Annotated in this window: 19 protein-coding genes; 10 read left to right on the top strand and 9 right to left on the bottom strand. The window is 73.3% G+C overall.

Annotated elements, in window-relative coordinates:
• The first annotated feature begins 11 nt into the window (after window positions 1-11).
• Together ABEE00_RS26575 and ABEE00_RS26570 are read left to right on the top strand one after the other, a co-directional pair.
• Window positions 12-593, top strand: coding sequence for a DUF6233 domain-containing protein (locus ABEE00_RS26575; RefSeq protein ID WP_345748205.1), 582 nt, complete (start codon window positions 12-14; stop codon window positions 591-593).
• Window positions 594-742: 149 nt separating this feature from the next.
• Window positions 743-1333, top strand: coding sequence for a hypothetical protein (locus ABEE00_RS26570; RefSeq protein WP_345748204.1), 591 nt, complete (start codon window positions 743-745; stop codon window positions 1331-1333).
• Window positions 1334-1366: 33 nt separating this feature from the next.
• Here the strand turns inward: ABEE00_RS26570 and ABEE00_RS26565 are convergent, their stop codons facing one another.
• Window positions 1367-1822 (bottom strand): MarR family winged helix-turn-helix transcriptional regulator, encoded by a 456-nt coding sequence (locus tag ABEE00_RS26565; RefSeq protein WP_345748370.1) that lies wholly within the window; start codon window positions 1820-1822, stop codon window positions 1367-1369.
• A 239-nt stretch (window positions 1823-2061) separates the two neighbouring features.
• Between ABEE00_RS26565 and ABEE00_RS26560 the strand changes: the two genes are divergently transcribed.
• Both ABEE00_RS26560 and ABEE00_RS26555 read left to right on the top strand, forming a co-directional pair.
• Window positions 2062-3897 carry a flavin-containing monooxygenase gene (locus ABEE00_RS26560; protein ID WP_345748369.1) on the top strand — a complete coding sequence of 612 codons (1836 nt, stop codon included), beginning with the start codon at window positions 2062-2064 and terminating at the stop codon, window positions 3895-3897.
• Window positions 3894-5612: a hypothetical protein gene (locus ABEE00_RS26555; protein ID WP_345748203.1), complete on the top strand. Its 1719-nt coding sequence runs from the start codon at window positions 3894-3896 to the stop codon at window positions 5610-5612. The genes ABEE00_RS26560 and ABEE00_RS26555 overlap by 4 nt, the downstream gene beginning before the upstream one ends.
• A gap of 91 nt (window positions 5613-5703) precedes the next feature.
• Here the strand turns inward: ABEE00_RS26555 and ABEE00_RS26550 are convergent, their stop codons facing one another.
• Entirely contained in the window at window positions 5704-6075 is a 372-nt protein-coding gene (locus ABEE00_RS26550; protein ID WP_345748202.1) for a hypothetical protein, read from the bottom strand.
• A 194-nt stretch (window positions 6076-6269) separates the two neighbouring features.
• A complete protein-coding gene (locus ABEE00_RS26545; RefSeq protein WP_345748201.1) occupies window positions 6270-6560 on the bottom strand; it encodes a hypothetical protein in 291 nt (96 codons plus the stop codon).
• 434 nt (window positions 6561-6994) lie between these two features.
• On the opposite strand from ABEE00_RS26545, the gene ABEE00_RS26540 reads away from it, so the two are divergent.
• On the top strand, window positions 6995-7372 hold the full coding sequence (locus ABEE00_RS26540) for an ATP-binding protein (protein ID WP_345748200.1): 378 nt from the start codon (window positions 6995-6997) through the stop codon (window positions 7370-7372).
• Window positions 7373-7537: 165 nt separating this feature from the next.
• On the opposite strand, the gene ABEE00_RS26535 is transcribed toward ABEE00_RS26540, so the two are convergent.
• On the bottom strand, window positions 7538-8155 hold the full coding sequence (locus ABEE00_RS26535; RefSeq protein WP_345748199.1) for a TetR/AcrR family transcriptional regulator: 618 nt from the start codon (window positions 8153-8155) through the stop codon (window positions 7538-7540).
• Between the two features lie 168 nt (window positions 8156-8323).
• On the opposite strand from ABEE00_RS26535, the gene ABEE00_RS26530 reads away from it, so the two are divergent.
• Window positions 8324-10876 carry a glycoside hydrolase family 3 protein gene (locus ABEE00_RS26530; protein ID WP_345748368.1) on the top strand — a complete coding sequence of 851 codons (2553 nt, stop codon included), beginning with the start codon at window positions 8324-8326 and terminating at the stop codon, window positions 10874-10876.
• 99 nt (window positions 10877-10975) lie between these two features.
• On the opposite strand, the gene ABEE00_RS26525 is transcribed toward ABEE00_RS26530, so the two are convergent.
• Complete coding sequence (locus ABEE00_RS26525; protein WP_345748367.1) at window positions 10976-12511, bottom strand: ATP-dependent DNA ligase; 1536 nt, start codon at window positions 12509-12511, stop codon at window positions 10976-10978.
• Window positions 12512-12706: 195 nt separating this feature from the next.
• Between ABEE00_RS26525 and ABEE00_RS26520 the strand changes: the two genes are divergently transcribed.
• Complete coding sequence (locus ABEE00_RS26520; protein ID WP_345748198.1) at window positions 12707-13129, top strand: PPOX class F420-dependent oxidoreductase; 423 nt, start codon at window positions 12707-12709, stop codon at window positions 13127-13129.
• Window positions 13130-13280: 151 nt separating this feature from the next.
• Here ABEE00_RS26520 and ABEE00_RS26515 read toward each other — a convergent pair whose 3' ends face one another.
• The 3 genes from ABEE00_RS26515 to ABEE00_RS26505 all read right to left on the bottom strand — a co-directional run bounded on the left by ABEE00_RS26515 (window position 13281) and on the right by ABEE00_RS26505 (window position 16864).
• Window positions 13281-14852: an MFS transporter gene (locus ABEE00_RS26515; RefSeq protein WP_345748197.1), complete on the bottom strand. Its 1572-nt coding sequence runs from the start codon at window positions 14850-14852 to the stop codon at window positions 13281-13283.
• 150 nt (window positions 14853-15002) lie between these two features.
• Window positions 15003-15794, bottom strand: coding sequence for a VOC family protein (locus ABEE00_RS26510; protein ID WP_345748196.1), 792 nt, complete (start codon window positions 15792-15794; stop codon window positions 15003-15005).
• Window positions 15795-16000: 206 nt separating this feature from the next.
• A complete protein-coding gene (locus ABEE00_RS26505) occupies window positions 16001-16864 on the bottom strand; it encodes an MFS transporter (RefSeq protein ID WP_345748195.1) in 864 nt (287 codons plus the stop codon).
• A 779-nt stretch (window positions 16865-17643) separates the two neighbouring features.
• On the opposite strand from ABEE00_RS26505, the gene ABEE00_RS26500 reads away from it, so the two are divergent.
• A complete protein-coding gene (locus ABEE00_RS26500; RefSeq protein ID WP_345748194.1) occupies window positions 17644-18003 on the top strand; it encodes a histone-like nucleoid-structuring protein Lsr2 in 360 nt (119 codons plus the stop codon).
• 261 nt (window positions 18004-18264) lie between these two features.
• On the opposite strand, the gene ABEE00_RS26495 is transcribed toward ABEE00_RS26500, so the two are convergent.
• Window positions 18265-19242, bottom strand: a complete 978-nt coding sequence (locus ABEE00_RS26495; RefSeq protein WP_345748193.1) for an EamA family transporter — start codon at window positions 19240-19242, stop codon at window positions 18265-18267.
• 203 nt (window positions 19243-19445) lie between these two features.
• Between ABEE00_RS26495 and ABEE00_RS26490 the strand changes: the two genes are divergently transcribed.
• Together ABEE00_RS26490 and ABEE00_RS26485 are read left to right on the top strand one after the other, a co-directional pair.
• Window positions 19446-20429: a LysR family transcriptional regulator gene (locus tag ABEE00_RS26490; RefSeq protein ID WP_345748192.1), complete on the top strand. Its 984-nt coding sequence runs from the start codon at window positions 19446-19448 to the stop codon at window positions 20427-20429.
• Between the two features lie 140 nt (window positions 20430-20569).
• The gene (locus ABEE00_RS26485; RefSeq protein WP_345748191.1) at window positions 20570-21265 is read left to right on the top strand and encodes a type 1 glutamine amidotransferase domain-containing protein; all 696 of its coding nucleotides are present in this window, start codon (window positions 20570-20572) and stop codon (window positions 21263-21265) included.
• Window positions 21266-21412: the final 147 nt, after the last annotated feature.

The raw sequence follows: 21412 nt of genomic DNA, 5'->3' as shown, positions 1-21412 counted from the left end.
ATCGAACGGTGGTGAGCGAGTGGCAACGGCGAGCAGGTCCCTGGGCGAGGGCGGTGCTGCCCGACGGGCAGGAGCTGGACGTGATCGTCAACGCCCGCGAGCGCACGCCGGACGGCCGCTGGTGGTACGAGTGCGAGGCGATCCTCCCGGACCGCAGGCGACACCCGGACGGCAGGACCGAGCCGGCCGCCGTACCGACCCCGCTCAGCGTGCACGCCGACCGCATCGCGCCGCTGCCCGGCGAGGACTACACGTCGGTGCCCACCACGGGTGCCGTCGCCGGGCGCCGCTGGCTGCTCGCCCGCGTACCGCCGCGCGCGCCGGACGACCCCGGCTGGCGCCTCCACCGCGGCGACTGCGGCCAGGCGAGCGGCGAACAGCGCCGCATCACGGAACGCGAGGCCGCCCGACTCCTGGGCGCGGGCGCGGACATGGACGTGGATGTGGACGTGGACGCGGGATGGAGTACGAGGTCGGGTACGGGGGCGAGCGCGGCCCCCGGTGGATCCGGCGGACCCGGCGCACCGTCACCCGGCCCCGGCCGCTGCGAGGTGTGCGCCGTGTGCCGTCCCGACCGTGCGCTGCCGCGCTGACAGGCTCACCCCGCGGCTTCCGCACCCGCGCGCCCCGGTGCCACACTGGCGCGAGGGGCCCCTGCCGTTTTCCCCCGTCGGCGGGGGCCTCCCGTTCGCTCTCCCGGGGTGTGCGCCGGAGCGCGCGGCCGTTCCCGGAGAATGGCCCCATGACGCCGCCGCCCATGAGTCCGAGCCCGCACGACGAGCAGCCTCACGGCGAGCCGTCCCGGAGCGAGCCGCCTCAAGACGAGCCGCACCGCCAGGGTCCGGCCGACACCACGGCACCGAACGACACCGTGCCGCTCGGCGAAGACGTCCGCGCCCTCCTGGACGGCTTCCCCGACGTCGGCGACGACGAGCAGGGCTTCCCCTTCTTCACCGTCGACGACCAGGGCTACCCCCACGCGGCCCTGCTCTCCCGCGCGGAACTCCAGCCGGGCCCCGGCACCGGCACGCTGTTCGCGGTCCTGGCCGGCACCCGTACCCGGGCCAACCTGGCGCGCGACGGACGCGCGGCGCTCCTCGCCGTGCACGGCGCGTACTGCCACCGCGTCAAGCTGCGTCTGGTGGAGTCCCGCGACCACGGCGACCTGCTCGGCTGCGTCTTCGCCGTGACCGAGCGGGCCCCCGACAGCGTGGGCATCACGCTCCAGCCGCTCGGCTTCCGTACGACCGGCGAACTCGCCCACGCGGAACAGTGGAAGCGCAGCGCGGCCATCCTCGCCGAGCTGGCCGCCGCGTACGACGGGCCCGCCTAACCGGCACCCAGTACGCAGCGCCTTGACGCTCCCTCAGGGGCGCGGCCAAGGACGCCCGTCGAGGCGCTCGATGTCGGTGTTGAAGCGCCGGAGGAAGCCCGCGAAGGCGGCGATGTCCTCGTCGGACCAGTCGGCGAGTACCTGGTCCAGGGCCCTTACGGTGCTGTCCCGTTCGTGGTCCAGGGCCTGCGCGCCCTTGTCGGTGATGCGGAACTTCCGCGCCATGCCCCCGTCGGGATCGGCGATGCGCTCCACCAGGCCGGACCGCATCGCGGCCGCCGTCTGCCGGTTGAGCGTGGAGGCGTCCAGGCCGAAGGCGTCGCTCAGCTCGCCGATCGACATCGGCCCCTGCACGCGGATGCGGCTGAGCAGCACATAGGCGCTGCGCTCCAGCACGCCGTCCTTGCTGCGCCCGCCCCTCTGGTGCAAGTACGCGTGCCGGCTGAGCAGCATCTGCTCGTACTCGACCTCGTGCGTCGGCCTGACCATGCGTCCCGCCGCCTCCTGCTCGCTTCCTTCTGCCGGGGCCATCCTCTCATGCAATGTGCATGGCACACATGGTGTGCGTGATGCACTGAATATGTATAGTGCACGACGCATTGCCGCACCGCACCGCACCACGCCGCGCCCTGCGCTCGCCCCGGACAAGGAGCCCCGCCATGGACGCCGCCCCGCAGACCGCCTCCCGGGCGGGCGCCGTGATCGGGAGCAGGAAGAAGAGGGACCGCATGACCGACCCCCACACCCCGTCCGCCCCGCCAACCGGTGATCCGGAGGCGCTCGGCTTCGACCCCGAGGCGCTGCGCGCCCGCTACCGCGCCGAGCGCGACCGCCGGATCCGTCCCGAGGGGCGGCGCCAGTACCGGCCCGTGACCGGGGACTTCGGCGCGTACGACGAGGATCCGTACGCGGGCCCGGCGCCGGAGCGCGAACCGCTCGGCGACCGGACCGAAGTGCTGGTCGTCGGGGGCGGGTTCGGCGGGCTGCTGGCCGGGGCGCGGCTGCGGCAGGCGGGCGTGGAGTCGATACGGGTGATCGAGAAGGGAGCCGATTTCGGCGGGACCTGGTACTGGAACCGCTACCCCGGCATCCACTGCGACATCGAGTCCTACATCTACATGCCGCTGCTGGAGGAGGTCGGCTACGTACCGCGCTGGAAGTACGCACCCGGCGAGGAGATCCGCCAGCACGCCATGGCGATCGCAGAGACCTTCGGGCTCTACCGGGACGCCGTCTTCCGTACCGTGGTGACCGGCCTGACCTGGGACGACGAGGCGTACGAATGGAAGGTGAGCACTGATAGGGGCGATGAGATGCGCGCCCGGTACGTGGTGACAGCCAGCGGCACGCTCAGCGAGGCCAAGCTGCCGGGCATCCCCGGGATCGGGACGTTCCAGGGGCACGCCTTCCACACCAGCCGCTGGGACTACGCGTACACCGGCGGCGACGCGGACGGGAACCTGCACCGGCTCGCGGACAAGCGCGTCGCCCTCATCGGCACAGGTGCGACCGCCATCCAGTGCGTGCCCCATCTGGGCGCCGACGCGCGGGAGTTGTACGTCTTCCAGCGCACGCCCTCCTCGGTGGACGTGCGCGCCAACCGGCCCACCGACCCCGACTGGGCCGCCTCGCTCGAACCCGGCTGGCAGCGGCGCCGCCGCGAGAACTTCCTCGCGCTGGTCACCGGGGGACGCGCCGAGGAGGACCTCGTGGACGACGGCTGGACCAGCAGCGCCCGGCTCCAGCAGAAGCTGGTCCCCAGCGACTCCTACCGCGAGGTGCCGGAGGAGGAGCGCGAACGCGCCTACGAGATCGCCGACTTCCAGAAGATGAACGAGATCCGCGACCGGGTGGACGCCGTGGTCGAGGACGCGGAGACGGCCGAGAAGCTCAAGCCCTGGTACCACTACATGTGCAAGCGGCCCACCTTCAGCGACCACTACCTCCAAGCCTTCAACAGGCCCAACGTCACCCTCGTGGACACCACCGACCACCACGGCGTGGACCGCATCACCGAGAACGCGGTGTGGGTCGGCGACACCGCGTACGAGGTGGACTGCATCATCTTCGGCACCGGCTTCGACGTGGGCGTCTCCGGGATCACCTCGGGGCGCCTCCCTGTGTACGGGCGCGGCGGCACCGCGCTCACCGAGGCCTGGCGCGAGGGGCCGCGCACGCTGCACGGCTTCTCCACGCACGGCTTCCCGAACCTGTTCCAGCTCGGCCCGCTGCAGAACGCCGCCTCCGTCAACTTCGTCCACGTACTGGATGAACAGGCCACGCACGTGGCCGAGATCGTCGGCGCGGCGCGGGAGCGGGGCGCGGCGTACGTGGAGCCGACGGCCGAGGCCGAGGAGAAGTGGGTCGCCACGATCCGCGAGAAGGCCGCCGACCTGTACGCCTTCCACGCCGAGTGCACTCCGGGCTACTACAACAACGAGGGCATGCCGCGGAAGCGCAGCGAGTCCTTCGGCGACGGCCCGGTCGCCTTCCACGCGCTGCTCCGCGACTGGCGCGCGAACGGCGGGCTCGACGAGGTGCTGGTGGGGGAGGGGGAGGCATGAGCGACCCCGTGAACCGGTTCGGTTCCGGTGCACGGAACGGGGCGTCCGCCGGCCCCCGTTGGGACGCGCGGCGGCTCAACCCGCCCAATCCGCTGTGGGGTTCGAACGGGGTCGCCTTCGGGCCCGACGGGCGGCTGTACGTGGCGCAGTTCCTCGCGGGCAAGATCAGCGCGGTGGACCCGGCGAGCGGGGACGTGGAGACGGTGGTGCCGATGGACGGCCCCGTGCAGTCCCCGGACGACCTCGCGTTCGGCGCCGACGGATCGATGTACATCGCCGACCTGGTGCCGGGGCGGGTCTGGCGGCGCACGCCGCAGGGCGCATACTCCCTCGTGTCCGAGCAGGTGAAGGTGCCCAACGGCATCACCTGCGTCGGCGACCGGCTGTTCGTGAACGAGATGCGGATGAACGGGCGGCTGCTGGAGCTCTTCCCCGAGGCCGGCCCGTCACAGGAGCCCGGTACGGAAGCGCGGGTGCTCACGGAGGGGCTGGCCCTCGGCAACGCGATGCAGCTCGGCCCTGACGGGAACCTGTACTACCCGCATATGGTGACCGGTCAGGTATGGCGGATCGCCCCGGACGGCGGCGCCCCCGAGGTCGTCGCCGAGGGCGTGCACGAACCGGTCGCCGTCCGCTTCGACCAGGGCGGCGTGCTGATGGTGCTCTCGCGCGGCGTCGAGGGCATCGTCACCCGCATCGACCTGCACGGATCCGGCTCCCGTTCGCTGGTGACCAGCGGGCTCGCGGGCCTGGACAACGCGGCGTTCGACGCGGAGAACCGCATGTTCGTCTCCAGTTACGCGAGCGGCGGAGTCACCGAACTGCACCCCGACGGCCGCACCCGTGAGCTCGCGCCCCGCGGCCTGGACGGCCCGTACGGGGTGACGATCGACCTCAAGGGCCGCGTGTTCGCGGCCGACCACTACCGGGTGGCCGGCCACGCGGAGGGCGGCTCTGCGGAGGACGGCTCCGCCGAGGGCCCCGGCGAGGGCTTCGTGACCCGGCACCTGCGCCCGTTCGCGCACGGGATCGTCGCCGACGGCGGGCTGCTGCACCTCACGTCGCAGTACGGCGAGGTGACGACGTACGACGCCGAGGCCGGCAGCACCCGCGTACGGGCGCGCGGCCTCCAGCAGCCCACGGGCATCGCCGTGCGGGACGGAGTGCGGGACGGCGTACGGGAAGGTGCGCGCGACGGCCGGGGCGACGGGCGCGAGTTGATCATCGCCGAGACCGGCGCGGGGCGGGTGCTCGCCCTGGACGGGGACGACGAGATCACCGTTCTCGTGGAGGGGCTGCCGCACCCCGTGGACGTGGCCCTGGACGCGGAGGGGCGCTGCCATGTGAGCGACGACCAGCTCGGCGCGCTGCTCAGGATCGAGGACGACGGCACGTGGGTGAAGGTCGCCGACGGGCTGGACGCGCCGCAGGGGCTGGCGGTGCTGGGCGAGGAGCTGTTCACGGTGGAGACCGGGGCGCGCAGGCTGGTCGCCGTCTCGCGCGTGACCGGCGAACGCCGCGTCGAGGCCGAGGACTTGGCCGTCGGCCTGCCGCCCGGCACGGTGCCGCGCACCCGGCCCGCCCTGTTCACGCACGGCATGCCGGGGGTGGCGCCGCCCTTCGCCGGGCTCGCGGCGGCCCCGGACGGTTCCCTCCTGCTGTCGGCGAACGGCGAGGGCACGGTGCTGCGGCTCACGCCAGGATCGGCGCCGTAACGGGGACGTCGCGGCGGGGCCCTGCGCGTGTGTGGCGCAGGGCCCGTGCCCGTTCCGCCGCGGAGTGAGCGGGGGTGTGGCGCCGCGGTGCTCAGCCGAGCATGTCGCCCTTGCCGCCCTCGGACTCCGGCTGCCCGCCGCCGGACTCCGGCGCCCCGGTCTCGGGGGAGAAGCCGCCGGTCGGGTCGCCGTCGAAGCTGTGGCCGTCGCTGCCGCTCTGGTCCGTGCCCTTCTGGTTCGAGCCGTGCGGCTGGCCGCCCTTCTGCTGCTCCTTGCCGTCCTGCTTCTTGCTCTCCTGGCCCTTGTCCTGCTGCGGCTTGTCCTGCTGGGACTTCCCGTGCTGCGGGCCGAGGAACGGGAGGAGGTCGGACGGGGTCGGGGCGGCCGCCGAAGCGGAGCCGGCTGCGGTCGCGGACAGCAGGGTGGCGGCAGCGGCGGCGGCCGCCATGCGTCGGGTGTTCATGGGTGTGCTCCGGTTCTGCGCTCCCGGTGCGGGAGGTCGGATCGGGGACGTGGTACGCGCGCCAGTCTGGCCAAGTGCGGCGCGCGGCAGGCGCCTTCGCCGCGCGCGTTACTCCAATGGCCGACAGGTGGCCGGTACGTGGCAGACAAGGGGCCGGCGAAGGGTCGGCGAGGGGCCGGCGAGCGCGCGGTGGCTCAGCGGCCCGCGTCCCGCCCGCTTCTGCCATCAACTGCCATGATCTGCCGTGGCCGCTGAACGGGCGCGGGAGCAGCCGTATGACCAGGCGTCTGTGCCGTCGAGGGCGCCGAGGCCGCCGGGCCGTCGCGGCGGCGCACCAGGGCGAGGGCGGGGGAGTCGAGCCAGTAGGCGCCGGTCAGCTCGGCGAACTGCGGTGCGCCCGCGGGCAGTTGGACGTGCGCCGACCGCGCGGCCGCCGCGCCGTCCTGGGACTGGGGCTGGGGTGTCTGCGTCGTCTGCTGCGTCACATGTGGCATGTCCTGGCAACGCGGCGCACCCCGCGCAGTAGTGGTCGCCGCGGCGACGTCACTCCGACGAGGCCGATGATGTGACAGCCGGCCGCGGCGGGGCACGCGCGTACGCCGTCGGCGCGGGTGTGCCGCGGCGGCGCCCCGCAGGTCCGCGGCGTGTGCGCCCTCGTACGCGCCGCAGCGCCGACCCCCTGGAGCGGCTGCGTTGCGAAGGTGAATCGGATATCCGGGTTGTGGCGATGCTGTGAAGGGCCCGGCGGTACGTCGACGGCATGGGTTAGCGGGGCGGGCAGCGGGAATTGGGGGTTCACAGGTTCACACCCGCGACAAGCGCGCGGAGTGCGTACGGTGCGGCCGACGAACGGCCAGTCCTCCGGGGGGAAGTGAGCACTATGAGCGCGGTCCGCAGATCACCGCGACATACCGCACGCGTGGAGTGCATCCTGCCGCCCACGCTCGTGTCGGCACACTGGGCCCGCAGGCTCACCACCGGGTTCCTCACCGGCGCGCGGGCACCCGAGGCCGCGGCGCGGCAGGCCGACGAGGCGGCGCTGATCGTCTCCGAACTGGTCACCAACGCCGTGCGGCACGGCCGCGGCAGGTGCCGCCTGCGGATCACCGCGCAGGCCGGGGACCTCACCGTGGAGGTGCACGACCACGGAGAGGGCACCCCGCGGCGGCAGCGCGCCGACGCCGAACGGGAGGGCGGCCGGGGCATGGCGCTCGTGCACCATCTGGCGCGGCGCCTGCAGACGACCCCGCATCCGCGCGGCGGCAAGACCGTACGCGCGGTCCTCGCCCTCGGCTGACGCCCTCGGCCAACGGCCCGGGGGTGACCCCCTCCGCCCCCGGGCCCCTTCCTCTTGCCGGTTGCCGACGGCCTTTTGCCGGTTGCCGGCGGCTTTCCGGCGGCCGCCCGGCGACTTCCCCTGCGCGACTTCTCCTGCGCGGTTTCCCTTTCGCGGCGGCCCCGTTCAGCTCTCTCCCAGCAGTGCCAGGAAGGCGCGGAAGGCCTGCGGCATGTCGACGGCCTCGGGGTCCAGGAGCCACTGGTACTGGAGGCCGTCCATCACCGCGATCAGCAGCGGCGCCGCCTGCTCCGGGGTCAGGCCGCCGCCGGGCAGGCTCTCCCCGTACTCCGCGCGGAGCGTGGCCGCGGTCAACGCGCGGGCGGCGGCGAAGCGTTCGCCGAAGTAGTCGCGGGCCGGGTGGTCCCGGGTGATGCTCTCGCCGAGCAGTGCGGCGTAGGTCTGCACGAGCGCAGGACGCATCGCGTTGTACTCGACCAGCGTCGCGAAGTTGGCCAGCGGCCAGGTGTGTTCGCGCTCTCCGCCCTCAGTACTCACCGGGTTCGCGGGGACGCCTGTGACGTCCCACTTGTCGCGTTCCTGGAGCACGCCGATCAGCAGGTCCTCCTTGGTGGGGAAGTAGTGCAGCAGCCCCTGCTGGGTCAGTCCGGCGCGTTCGGCGACGGCGCCGAGCGTCGCGCCGCGGTACCCGCGCTCGGCGATCACCTCGAACGCGGCGCGCAGCACCTCCTGGCGGCGCTCCGTGCCGCGTACCCCGTGCCGCGTCTTTCCGCTGCCGGTCACCGGGCCTCCCTTCGCCTCTCCCGTGGAATTCTCGGCGTCCTTTACGGGGACCCTACGGCAGGGCTTGTATAACGGATGGATAACAGAACCTACCGTGCTACAGGCGATGGGCGTCAGGATGCGCACGGGGCGTTCCGCACGACAGGGAGGTCGAGCATGAGCAGCGGCATGAGTGGGGCAGCCGGTGACGCAGCCGCGCACACCCCGTACGCCGAGCTGATCGAGGCCGCCCTCGCCAAGCTGGACCTGGACGCCAAGGCGCGGCTGCTCTCCGGCCAGGACATGTGGACGCTGCCCGCGCTGCCGGAGATCGGGCTCGGTTCGCTGGTGATGTCCGACGGGCCCGTCGGCGTCCGCGGCCGCCGCTGGACCGCCGACGACCCCTCGGTCGCGCTGCCCTCGCCCACCGCGCTCGCCGCCTCCTGGGACCCGGGACTCGCCCGCAGGGCCGGGCGGCTGCTTGCCCAGGAGGCCCGCGGAAAAGGGGTGCACGTCCTCCTGGCGCCCACCGTCAACCTGCACCGCTCGCCCCTGGGCGGACGGCACTTCGAGTGCTACAGCGAGGATCCGTATCTCAGCGGCGCGATCGGCGCGGGTTACGTGCGCGGTGTGCAGGACGGCGGAGTGGGCACCACCGTCAAGCACTTCGTGGCGAACGACGCGGAGACCGAGCGGTACACGGTCGACAACCTCGTGGCCCCCCGCACCCTGCGCGAGCTGTATCTGCGCCCCTTCGAGATGGTGGTGAAGGGCGCGCGGCCCTGGGGCGTGATGACCGCGTACAACGCGGTGAACGGCCCGACCATGACCGAGCACCGCCACCTCGTGCAGGACGTGCTGCGCGGCGAATGGGGCTTCGACGGGGCGAACGTCTCCGACTGGATCGCCGCCCGGCACACCGAACGCGCCCTGGACGGCGGCCTCGACATGGCCATGCCGGGCCCCGTGACGGTGTACGGGGAGGCGCTGGCCGGCGCCGTGCGCGAGGGCCGCGCCTCCGAGGAGGCGGTCGATGCCGCGGTGCGCCGGGTGCTGCTGCTCGCCGCGCGGGCCGGGCTGCTGGAGGGGGCTGAGCCCGCGGTCCCCGCGAGCGAGCTGCCCGGCGCGCTGGACGGGGACGCCGTGGCCCGCGAGGTGGCGCGCCGCGGGTTCACCCTCGTACGCAATGAAGTACGGGGTACGGAGCCCGTGTTGCCGCTGCCCGCGCAGGGGTCGGTGGCACTGCTCGGCGCGGCCGCCCGGGACGCGCGGGTCCTCGGCGGCGGCTCGGCGACCGTCTTCCCCGCGCACGTCGTCTCGCCGCTGGACGGGCTGCGGGCCGCGCTGCCCGAGGGGGCGCTGACGTACGCGCTGGGCGCCGACCCCAGCGACGAACTCGCCGCCGCGGACAAGGGCTTCACCCTGCGCGCACGGTGCAGGGACGCCGAGGGGCATGAGCTGTACGAGGGCTCGCTGCCCAACGGCCAGGTCCAGTGGATGGTCGACATGCCCGGCGACTTCACCCCGGAGCAGCTCCACACGGTGGAGGTCTCCGGCACCTTCACGCCGGAGGAGTCGGGCGAGCACCGCTTCGGCACGCGCGGCGTCGGCGGCTTCCGCCTGGAGGTGGACGGGCTGGTGCTGTACGAGGGCGAGCAGGGCCTGGAGGGCGGCGACCCCTTCGAGGCGCTCTTCGGCGCGCCGGCGGAGCGCGGCGGCGTGCACCTGAGGGCGGGGCGGCAGGTCGAGGTCTCGCTGCGCTATACGGTGCCGGACCTGAGCGGCGCGCCGCTGCCCGTGATCACCTTCGCGCTCGCGCACCGCACGCCGCGGCACGATCCGGAGGAGCTGCTGGCGGAGGCGGAGTCCGCCGCGCGCGGCGCCGGCACGGCGGTGGTCGTGGTCGCCACCACCGACAGGGTGGAGAGCGAGGGCTTCGACCGCACCACGCTGGCGCTGCCGGGCAGACAGGACGAGCTGGTGCGGAGGGTGGCCGCGGTCAACCCGCGCACCGTCGTGGTGGTCAACTCCGGTTCCCCGGTGGAGATGCCGTGGCGCGAGGAGGTGGCGGCGGTGCTGCTGAGCTGGTTCCCCGGCCAGGAGGCGGGGGCCGCGCTCGCGGAGGTGCTGCGCGGCGAGGAGGAGCCGGGCGGGCGGCTGCCCACCACCTGGCCCGCCGCGCTGGAGGACGTTCCGGTTTCCCGGGTCACCCCGACCGACGGTCAACTCTCGTACGACGAGGGCGTGTTCATCGGCTATCGCGCGTGGGAGAAGGCCGGCGCAGTCCCCGCGTACCCCTTCGGCCACGGACTCGGCTATACGCAATGGGCTTACGAGGAGGCGGAGTTCACCCGCGCCCAGTCGGCCGAGCCCGCCGGGGCCGATGAGTCCGATGATTCCGCCGGGTCCGGCGAATCGGGGCTGCTGGGCACGGTGCGCGTCCGCGTGCGCAACACGGGCGCGCGCCCCGGCCGCGAGGTCGTCCAGCTCTACCTCGCCCCGCAGGCCCCCGACCCCTCGGCCGAACGCCCCTCCCGCTGGCTCGCCGGCTTCGCCACCGTCGAGGCGGCCCCGGGCGAGACGGCCGAGGCGCTGATCGGGATCCCGCGCCGGGCGGCCGAGATATGGGACGAGAGCCTGAGCGGGGGAGCGGGCAACTGGCGCCTGGTCCCCGGTCGTTACGCCGCCGAGGTGGCCCGCTCCGTGGCCGACCCCCGCCTGACCGTTCCGGTCACCCTGTGAGCCGGGCCCCGTCGCTCCCCATGTGGGGAGGGGAGCGACGGGGTTCCGTACGGGGCCGTGCGCGGGTTTTCGGGGTGGGGGCTCGTTCGCCCCAGGGGTTCACCGCAAGAAGCTGCGGACCGTTTCCACCGTGTCGGCCTCCTCCGCCTGCTTGTCCTCGCGGTAGCGGACCACCCGGGCGAAGCGGAGGGTGACGCCCTCGGGGTAGCGGGTGGAGCGTTGGAGGCCGTCGAAGGCGATCTCCACGACGAGTTCGGGGCGCACCGTCACGCCCCAGCGCTCCTCGTCGACCGCGAGCTCCCGCAGGCGCTCGGTCTGCCAGGACAGGAGCGCGTCGGTCAGGCCCTTGAAGGTCTTGCCGAGCATCGCGTACGTGCCGTCCGCGCGCCGAGCGCCCAAGTGCAGGTTGGACAGCGTTCCCGTACGCCGCCCGTGCCCCCACTCCGCGCCGAGCACCACCAGGTCCAGCGTGTGCACCGGCTTGACCTTCACCCAGGCGGCGCCCCTGCGGCCCGCGCTGTAGGGGGCGTCCAGCGCCTTGCACACGACGCCCTCGTGTCCGCGTTCCAGTACCTCGTCGGCGAACTCCCGCGCACGCTCCCGGTCGCGGTCCCCGCCGGGGTCGGCCACCTCCACACGCCGTACGCGCAACCGCTCCGGCACCGTGCGCACCAGCTCCTCGTGGCGCGCCGACGCCGGGGTGTCCAGCAGATCCCTGCCGTCCACCGACAGCAGGTCGAAGAAGAGCACCGACAGCGGCAGCGTCTCGCGGGCGCTCTCCACGTCCACCCGCGAACCGACCCGCGAGGAGATCTCCTGGAACGGGCGCGGTATCCCGTCCTCGCCCAGCGCGATCACCTCCCCGTCCAGCACGGCGCGTTCCGCGCTCAACTCCCGTGCCGCCGCGGCCACTTCGGGAAGCCGCTCGGTGATCTCGTCCAGGGTGCGGGTGAAGATCCGCACCCCGTCGCCGTCCCGGTGCACCTGCACCCGGATGCCGTCCAGCTTCTCCTCGACCGCGCACGGGCCCAGCTTGTCCAGCGCCGCGTCCACGTCCTTCGCGGTCTGCGCCAGCATCGGCTGCACCGGACGCCCCACCTCCAGGCGGAAGTCGGCCAGCGCACCGGGGCCGCGCGCGAGCAGTTCGCGGGCCACGGCGCCGAGCGAACCGCCCAGCATCACGGCCCGCCGTACCTGTGCCGGCTCGGCCCCGACCGCCTCCGCCAGGCCCTCGGCCGCGAACGCGTCCAGCGCGCCCTGCCGCAGCTCCCCGCCGATCAGCCGCACCAGGAACCGCTGCTCCTCCTCGGTCGCCGCCCGCATCAACTCGCCGAGCAGCCGGGCGCGTTCGGCCTGCGCGCCCTTGCCCTGGACGGCGGTGATGCGGCCGAGCGCCGCGTCCACCCCGGACACCGTCAGCGAAGGGGTCGCGGCGGGCGGGTGCGGGGTGCTGAGGGCGGCCCAGCCCACGCCCGTTCTGCGCTGGGGCAGCCGGCCGGCGAGGTAGGTGACCACGACCGGCACCTCGTCGGGTTCGGCCGCGCCGAACAGCCGGGCCAGCAGTGCGACCTTCTCGTTGCGCCCCGCGGCCTCCGCGATCTCCCGCGAGGCCCGCGCGATCTCCGTCAACAGCACGCCCGCATTCTCACCCATACCGGGCCTATGCGGCAGCAGGCGCCCCGTGGCACGGCCGCCCCGCGTGGCAGGAGTGCGTTCCGGGGTACGGCGTACGAATGTGGCACGGTGAGCGTGCGCTGCCGTGCCCGCGGCGCCCGGGCCGACCAGCGCCGCAACCGGAAACAGAGCGGAACCGCAACCGAGGAGTGCCCCGTGTCGAATCCCCCGCTTCCCGAAGCCGCCGTCGCGATGATGAAGAAGGCGAACCCGGCGGTCATCACCACGCTGCGCTCGGACGGCCAGCCGGTGTCCACGGCCACCTGGTACCTGTGGGAGGACGACGGCCGGGTGCTGGTCAACATGGACGAGGCCCGCAAGAGGCTCCAGCACGTCCGCCGCGACCCCCGGGTGACCCTCACGGTGCTCGACGCCGACAACTGGTACACCCACATCACCGTCATCGGGCGCATCACCGAGTTCAAGGACGACGAGGGCCTGAAGGACATCGACAGGCTCGCCCACCAGTACCTCGGCGAGCAGTACCCGGAGCGCGCCCGCGACCGCGTCAGCGCCTGGATCGAGGTCGACCGCTGGCACGGCTGGGGGAGCATGAAGGACAGCAGCCAGCCGGGCTGAGCAGGAGGGCCCGGCAGGAGGGCCGGCCAGGAGAGCCGGTCAGAAGTGCCCGAGCGCCGGAAGCTCCGCGCCGCACCCCGCGTCCCCGTGCGCAACCGCCGTACGGGGGCGCGGTGTTGTGCCGGGGTGCGGGTGTGCCCGGGGCTCGGGGCTACGAGGGCGAGCGCGGGCCGTCCGTACGCGCTCCCTCCTCCACGCCGCCCGGCTCCTCCGCACGCCCCGTCTCGTCCGCGCCGCCCGTCTCCTCCTCCGCGCCCGGCGCCGTCCTGCCGCCCTCGGCGAGCTCCGGGGGACGGCCGGGCCGGTACAGGAGCAGGGTGAGTATCAGTCCGCCGGCGAAGAACGCGGCGGCCCACCAATACGCCGTGGCGTAGCTGTGCACGGCCGCGTGCTGGGCGACCTGCGGCATCCGCGGATGGCTCTGCGCATAGCGGGTGGCCGCGCTCGCCGCCATGGTGTTGAACAGCGCCGTGCCGATCGAACCTCCCACCTGCTGCATGGTGTTCACCGTCGCCGAGGCCACGCCCTGGTCCCGCGCCGCGACGCCCAGGGTGGCCAGGCTCATCGCCACCGGCATCACCAGGCCGAGCCCCACGCCCATCAGCAGGAGCGGCGGGAGTACGTGCGCGGCGTACGTGCTGTGCAGGTCCAGCCGGGTGAGCCAGACCAGGCCCGCGCCGGCCAGGGCCATTCCCGTCGGCGCGACGGGCTTCGGGCCGACGCGCCTGACCAGCACGTTCGTTGAGAGCTGTGCGGTGGCCATCAGCATGCCGACCATGGGCAGGAACGCCAGGCCGGTCTTGACCGGGGTGTACTCCAGCGTCCGCTGCAAGTAGTAGGTCAGGAACAGGAAGACCCCGAACATCCCCGAACCGGCCAGGAACACGCTCAGGAACGACCCCGCGCGGTTGCGGTCGGCGAGCACCCTGAGCGGCAGCAGCGGGTGCGCGGTGCGGGACTCGCGCAGCACGAACAGCGCCAGCAGCACGCCGCTCGCGATCAGCAGGACCCAGCACGCGGGGTCGCCCCACGCCTTGGTCTCGGCGTTGGAGAAGCCGTACACCAGGCAGAACAGTCCGCCCGCGGCCAGCGCGGCGCCCGGCAGGTCCAGACGCGGCCGCTCGGTGGGCGGCTGCCGGTGCAGGAACGTGACCGCGCCCAGCACCGCGACGACCGCGATCACCACGTTGACGTAGAGCGTCCACCGCCAGTCCAGGTGCTCGGTGAGGATGCCGCCCAGCAGCAGCCCGATCGCGCCGCCCGAACCGGCGATCGCGCCGAAGATGCCGAACGCGCGGGAGCGCTCCTGCGGGTCGGTGAAGGTCGTCGTCAGCAGGGAGAGCGCGGAGGGCGCGAGGACCGCGCCGAAAAGGCCCTGCACCGCACGCGCGATGATCAGCACGGAGAAGGAGCCCGCGGCGCCGCCCAGCGCGGAGGCCAGGCCGAAGCCCACGAGCCCGGTCAGGAACGTCGTACGCCTGCCGAGCAGGTCGGCCAGCCGCCCGCCGAGCAGCAGGAGGCTGCCGAAGGCCAGCGAATAGGCCGTGACGACCCACTGCCTGCCGTCGTCGGAGAAGTCCAGCGCCTGCTGTGCGGAGGGCAGGGCGATGTTCACGATCGTGGCGTCCAGCACGACCATGAGCTGGGCGAGACCGATCACTCCCAGGACCCACCAGCGGTGCGGAGTGTGGTGTGGCGCGTGGTGCTCCGGGTGCGCTGTCATCCGGCCCTCCTGTCACGGGCGGTGTCGTGAGCAGCGGTCTCACCGGCACCGCGTAACCCGACTTCAGGCAAATGACACATTTCGGACCATGGAGGCGGAGTGGATGGGCAGCGGGGCAGGTCGGCTCCGGTCAGGCCTCGCCGCCGTCCCTCACCTGCCGCCCGGGCACTGGAGCAGGGCGAAGGCCGCGCCGGCCGGGTCGAGGAACATGGCCATGCGCCCGATGCCCTCCACCTCCATGGGCGGTATCAGGGTCATCATGGCCCCGGCCTCGGTGGCCGCCGCCGCGCTCGCGTCGCAGTCGGCGACCGCGAAATACGGGTGCCATTCGGAGAACGCGCCGTTGTCGAGATTCGCCTGCGGAAGCTGCATGAGGCCGCCCTGCGCGGCGTCCTCCCCGCCGTCGGCCGGGGTGAGGACCGTGTACGTCAGTCCGCTGGCGGTCAGGTCGTCCATCCGCCAGGAGAACACCGAGCGGTAGAAGTCCTTCGCCGCTGACACGTCGGTGGTGTAGAGCTCCGTCCAGAACAGCGAGCCGGGGTCGTCCACCTTCTCCAGGCCGCTGGTGTCGCGCGGCTGCCAGACGGCGAACTCGGCGCCCGTCGGATCGGTGAAGGCGGCCAGGCGCCCGAAGGTGAAGACGTCGTCGGGCGCCGTGCGGACGGTGCCGCCCGCCTGCTCCACGGCCTTCGCCGTCGCGTCGGCGTCGGGGGTGTGGAAATACACCGTCCAGGACGGCCGGGCGCCCTCCTCGGTGAGCGGGCCGATCCCGGCCACCGTCTTCCCCTCGTGCAGGAAGAAGCCGTAGCCGCCCGCGCCGGGGCCCGCCGGCTGGTATTCCCACCCGAAGAGGGCGGCGTAGAACTCGGCTGAGGCGGCGGTGTCGGGCGTCCCGAGATCCAGCCAGTTCGGAGCGCCCGGCACGTAGTCGGTGGTGAGCATGGTGGGGTCCTCTCCCGTTCGGCCGGGGCGGCCGCGGCGCTCCGCCGCACTCCCGCATCCCCGACTGCCGTCAGCATGGCAGCGCCCACTGACAATCGCCCTCCGCTCCCGATTCCGTACGTCGTGACCAGGGGCGATGCCGGATACGCTGCAACCGGGAGTGGTTGGCGGCCGCCGCGCCCGTCACCCCGCCCGGCCGTCGCCGGTCACCCTTGGAGCTCGTCGCATGACGCCCGAGCCGACTCCCGTACGAGCCCCTCCCCACCCCGTACGGCGAGCTCCTGACGCGCGGCGGGACCCTGCCGCTCAGCCACCCGCCGCCCGACGACCCGCCGCGCGGCGAACACCACCCCCGCCTCCGCGAAGGCCACCCCCACCAGCAGCGCGCTGACGCCCAGGGGCGCGCGGCAGCCGAGGCCGGCGGAGAGGGTGAGGCCGCCGCACCAAGGGCCCAGCGCCGCGCCGACGTTGAGGGAAGCGGTGGCGAACCCGCCCGCCAGCGAGGGCGCGCCGGACGCCGCGTACAGCACGCGCGAGATCAGCGTGGAGCCGACGGCGAAGGAGAGCGTGCCCTGTACGAGGGTGAGTGCGGTCGCCGCGACGGGGTTGCCGGCCGAGAGCGCGAAGGCGATCCAGCCCGTGAGCAGCGCCGTTCCGCCGCCCAGCAGCACGGCGTCCGGCCGCGCGCCGGCGTACCGCCCGGCGCAGCGCGCGCAGTTCGGAGCGGAGTCCGGGAGCGGGGGAGGGGGCGCCGGTGGCCTCGGGGGCGCCCGGAGCGCTCGGCGCGCCGGGGAGCCCGCGGGCACGGAGCGGAGGATCGCCGCGAGGGCCGGCACGGAGAGGAGCGCCACCGCCCAGAACGCCGCGCGCCAGCCCCACACTTGGCCGAGCATCGCGGCCGCGGGGGCGCCCACGAGCATGCCGAGGGCGAAGGCCGAGGTCAGCGAGCCGGCGGCCGGGAGGGACACCGCCATGTCCCGGGCGATGTCCGGTATCAGCCCGGACAGCATGAACTCGGAAGTCCCCTGCGCGAAGACCACCAGGGCGAGAGCGTAGAGAGCGAATGGCACGAGAAGTCTCCGGGCCGCGCCGCGAACCGCACGGGGACGTAAGCGGAGCGGAAGTCGAGGAACTGCGGGGAAGAACCGGCGAGTTGCCGAAGCCGCGGCAAGCGCCGCGTGCGGGAAGGCGCGCGGAATCCGGGGAATGCCGAAGCGGGCCGGAGCGGGCCGAAGCGGGAACGCGCGCTCGCGACTAAGCCCGCAGGGAACCCGCGGGGAAGCGGGCCCGGAAGCCCTCACGGCCCGGGGGAAGAAGAGTCCGCGCGAAGGCGGCGAGGCGCTCCGGAGGCGAAGGTCACAGCGCCCCGCGAGCCCGCCGCACAAGGCGGGGGCGGCGGCGCGGAAGAGCCACCGGAGTGCCGGTGGCTAGCGTCTTGACGCCTCGGGGCTCGACATGGCCGCCACAGTAATCACGCCCGGCTCACGCGGTCCAGCGGGTTTTCCGGAGTATGCCGCGTACGGCCGGAGTATGCCGCGTACGGGTCCGAACCGGTCCGCGCGCGGGTGCAGTTGGGGCGGGTTCTCCGGAAGTCACGGGGCGCCGGGGTGAGAAGAAGCACGTGAGAGGCCGGGCGTAACGGCGCCGGCCGCCGCGGCGCTGATTGTGGATGTGCGGGAATGATCCGGGCGGTACTCGAACTGCCGCGCGCAGTGGGTTCCCCGGTGGTTTCCCTTGCCCAAGCACGGTCAACGCGAGGGCGGCTGCGGGAGCAAAAGCAGCGGGAATTGACGATTAAGGTGCCGACGGTTCAAGATGCCTGCATAGCGATACCTATGGAGGGGCACCCATGGCTCAGAAAGTCATCACCATCTACACCGACGATCTCACCGGGGAAGAGACGGAGGACGCGAAGACCGTCACCTTCTCGATCGACGGCGTGGCTTATGAGATCGACCTCTCGCCGGAATCGAAGGACAAGTTCCTCGAGGACATGGGCCCCTACATGAAGGCCGGCCGCAGGTCGGGCCGCATCAAGGATTCCGTGAAGCCCGGCGCCGTCACCCGTAAGTCCGCCGGCCGCTCGCAGGGCGGCACCCAGGACACCGCGAAGATTCGCGCCTGGGCGAAGGAACAGGGCTATGAGGTGAACGAGCGGGGCCGCGTACCTGCCAATATCCGTGAGGCTTACGAGAAGGCCGGCGCCTGACGTCTCCCGGGGAAGCCCCCCGCCTGAGAAGCCCCCTCTTCCGGGAGGGGGCTTTTTGCGTACTCGGGCTATATGTCTGCCTCCGGGCCCGGAGCGTATCCGCCGGTACGCATGATTTATGACGGCTGCCGCTGAATTGAGCGAGGCAAAGCCGGACAGTTCGGGAATCCCGCTCCCCGCACCGGAACGCACGTACGAGCGCGTAGCCGGTCGTTCACGGTGCTTCGCAACCGGGCGGCTCGACCCCCGGAACTCCCGCCGTCAGCGCGAGAGTTGCCCCTCCTCGGCGTCCCTGGCCTCGCCCTCGCCCTCCGAGGACGTCTCGCGGCCCCCGCCGAACGTCGCGCCGATGCCCGCGAAGACCACGCAGGCGACGCCGGCCGCCGGGGCCGCGCCGGGCACCTGGCCGAGCGTGAGCAGGCCGATGAGGAGGGCGATGGCCGGCTCCAGGCTCATCAGGATGCCGAAGGCGTGGGTGGACAGGCGGCGCAGCGCCAGGAATTCGAGGCTGAACGGCAGTACGGGGTGGAGCGCGGCGAGCGCCGCGCCGGTCAGCAGCAGCGGCCAGGTGAGGTTGCCGATTTCGGCGGGCCCGGCGGCGAAGGTGGCGACCAGCGCCGCGACGGGCATCGAGACGGCCAGCCCCTTCAGCCCGGTGACCTGGTCGCCGACCCGCTGCGTGAGCAGGATGTACGCGGCCCAGCACGCCGCGGCGGCGAGCGCGAAGGCGATGCCCACCGGGTCGGTGCCGCCGTGCCAGGGCTCGGTGAGCAGCAGCACCCCGAGCGCGGCGGGCAGTGCCCAGAGCCTGCGCAGTCCCCGCGCGCCGACGAGTGATACCGCGAGCGGGCCCAGGAATTCCAGCGCGCTCGCCGTGCCCAGCGGAATGCGCGCCACGGCGAGCATGAACAGCAGCATCAGCCCGCCGGTCGCCGCGCCCAGCACCAGGCAGGCGGCCAGGCCCCGGCGGGTGAAATGCGAGGGGCGCGGCCGTACGAATATCAGCAGCAGTACGCCCGCCCAGGCCAGCCGCAGCCAGGCGGTGCCCAACGGGCCCATCCGGTCGAAGAGTTGCACCGAGAGCGCGAGCCCGAGCTGCACGCAGGACATGGACGCGACGGCCATCAGCGCACCGCCCCCGGCGGACGAGCCCCACCCCGTACGCGAGGCGGCGGAGGCGGAGGGCGCGGCGGGCCCGGAGGGCCCCGAGGGTGCTGCGGTGCTGGTCGGCGAGGTCATGCGGAGCAGTAGACGCGGTGCGGACCGTTGATGTCCACGTGCCGATCATGGACGGTCCGTTCGCGGATCCTGAACAATGGGAACGATGGAGCCGTCACGGCGGCCGGTGACGAGGAGGACGGGGGAGGGGCACGGCGGCCCGGGAGAGAGCAGCGGTGTAGCGGTGCAGCGGATCAGCGGTGCAGAGCGAAGGGAGCGGCGGAGTGGAGACCCGGCGGCTGGAGATCCTCGTGGAACTGTCCCGGCTCGGCTCGATGCGAGCCGTCGCCGAGGTGCTGTCCACCACGACCTCGACGGTCTCGCAGCAGATCGCCGCGCTGGCGCGGGAGACCGGCGCCGCGCTGATCGAGCCCGACGGGCGGCGGGTGCGGCTGACGCCGGCCGGGCGCAGGCTCGCCGAGCACGCGGTGTCCATCCTCGCCGCGGTCGAGGCGGCCCGCCTCGACCTGAGCCCGGAGGGGGAGCCCAGCGGCACGGTGCGGGTGGCGGGCTTCGGCACCGCGATCCGCGCGCATCTGCTGCCGATCGTCGCGGAGCTGGCCGAGAGCAATCCGCGGCTGCGGCTGCTGGTGCGCGAGCACGAGCCCGACGAGGCGCTGCGGGTGCTGGCGGCCGACGAGGCGGATCTGGCGCTCACCTACGACTTCAACCTCGCGCCGGCCGAGGCCGACGCGACCGTCCGTACGACGCCGCTGTGGAGCACCCTGTGGGGCCTGGGCGTACCGGCCGAGCGGGCCACCGCACAAGGCGGGGCGGGGACGGCGCTGGAGATCTTCGCGCGGTTCGGCGGCGACGACTGGATCGTGAACTCGCGCAACACCGCGGACGAGGACGTCGTGCGCACCCTCGCGTCCATGGCCGGCTTCGCGCCCCGGATCACGCACAAGGCCGACAACCTCGACCTGGTCCAGGACATGATCGCCGCGGGGCTCGGGGTGGGCCTGCTGCCCATGGACCACCCGCCGCTGCCCGGGGTGCGCATCCTGCCGCTCGCGCACCCGCGGGTGGAGCTGCGCGCGTACGCCGTCGCCCGCCACGGCCGCCTCGACTGGCCGCCCCTGGCCGCCATGACGGACCTGCTCACCGCGCGTACGGGGGCAGGCGGTGCCCGTACGGGTTCCGGCGGTGCCCGTACGGGAGCCGACCGCACAGGCGCCGAAGCCGATCATGGAGGCTCACCGCGCTGAGCTGGGAAGAGGCTCGGGGCGGTCCGTTGGACGGGCGCGGTTCGCGCGCCTAGTTTCGGGGCTGCGGGGTGGCGCGCGAACCGGCCGCCATCACCGCGTACAGCACCACCGCCGCCTCCCCGATCCGGAGAAGAGCAACCATGTCGAAGATCCTGTTCGTCCTGACCGGCGCCGATCACTGGACGCTCGCCGACGGCACCCGGCATCCGACCGGCTTCTGGGCCGAGGAGGCCGTCGCCCCGTACGAGGTCTTCCGCGGCGCGGGGCACGAGGTCGTCGTGGCCACGCCTGGCGGCGTCGTCCCCACCGTCGACCGGGGCAGCCTGAGCGCCGAGATGAACGGCGGGCAGGAGGCGGCCGACAAGGTGGCCGAGGGCCTGGCCGCGTTCACGGAACTCCAGAATCCGGTGCGGCTGGAGGACGTCGACCTCGCCGACTACGCCGCGGTCTTCTACCCCGGCGGGCACGGCCCGATGGAGGACCTGGCCGTGAACGAGGACTCCGGACGGCTGCTGACCGGCGCATTGTCCGCGGGTACGCCGCTCGGGGTGGTCTGCCACGCGCCCGCCGCGCTGCTGGCGGCCACCGGTGCGGACGGCGGCAACGCGTTCTCCGGCTACCGGCTGACCGGTTTCAGCAACGCCGAGGAACGGCAGGCCGGACTCGCGGACAAGGCGAAGTGGCTGCTCCAGGACCGCCTGGTGGAGATCGGCGCCGATTTCCGCGAGGGCGAGCCCTGGGCGCCGCACGTGGTCGTGGACCGCACGCTCCACACCGGCCAGAATCCGGCGTCCTCCGCGCCCCTCGCCGAGGAACTGCTCAAGAAGATCTCCTGAGGCCGCGGGGAATTCCGCGTCCGGAACGCCCGCGCGCGGAACGCACATGTTCGGCCGTGGCGGTGCTGAGCGCAGCACCGCCACGGCCGCCTCCCCCCACCGCGTTAGTTGCGGAGGGCGGCGTCAGCTCTCAATTAAATTATACGG

This window comes from Streptomyces odontomachicola, from assembly GCF_039605595.1.
Taxonomy (GTDB): Bacteria; Actinomycetota; Actinomycetes; order Streptomycetales; family Streptomycetaceae; genus Streptomyces.
The sequence above is the reverse complement of the archived record's forward strand: the minus strand, read 5'-3'. Positions and strand labels throughout refer to the sequence as shown.

Excerpts from the sequence above, each read along its gene's own strand:
- ABEE00_RS26570 (WP_345748204.1), top strand. The coding sequence starts at position 743 with ATGACGCCGCCGCCCATGAGTCCGAGCCCGCACGACGAGCAGCCTCAC.
- ABEE00_RS26565 (WP_345748370.1), bottom strand. The coding sequence starts at position 1,822 with ATGGTCAGGCCGACGCACGAGGTCGAGTACGAGCAGATGCTGCTCAGC.
- ABEE00_RS26560 (WP_345748369.1), top strand. The coding sequence starts at position 2,062 with ATGACCGACCCCCACACCCCGTCCGCCCCGCCAACCGGTGATCCGGAG.
- ABEE00_RS26555 (WP_345748203.1), top strand. The coding sequence starts at position 3,894 with ATGAGCGACCCCGTGAACCGGTTCGGTTCCGGTGCACGGAACGGGGCG.
- ABEE00_RS26550 (WP_345748202.1), bottom strand. The coding sequence starts at position 6,075 with ATGAACACCCGACGCATGGCGGCCGCCGCCGCTGCCGCCACCCTGCTG.
- ABEE00_RS26530 (WP_345748368.1), top strand. The coding sequence starts at position 8,324 with ATGAGTGGGGCAGCCGGTGACGCAGCCGCGCACACCCCGTACGCCGAG.
- ABEE00_RS26515 (WP_345748197.1), bottom strand. The coding sequence starts at position 14,852 with ATGACAGCGCACCCGGAGCACCACGCGCCACACCACACTCCGCACCGC.
- ABEE00_RS26510 (WP_345748196.1), bottom strand. The coding sequence starts at position 15,794 with ATGCTCACCACCGACTACGTGCCGGGCGCTCCGAACTGGCTGGATCTC.
- ABEE00_RS26500 (WP_345748194.1), top strand. The coding sequence starts at position 17,644 with ATGGCTCAGAAAGTCATCACCATCTACACCGACGATCTCACCGGGGAA.
- ABEE00_RS26495 (WP_345748193.1), bottom strand. The coding sequence starts at position 19,242 with ATGACCTCGCCGACCAGCACCGCAGCACCCTCGGGGCCCTCCGGGCCC.
- ABEE00_RS26485 (WP_345748191.1), top strand. The coding sequence starts at position 20,570 with ATGTCGAAGATCCTGTTCGTCCTGACCGGCGCCGATCACTGGACGCTC.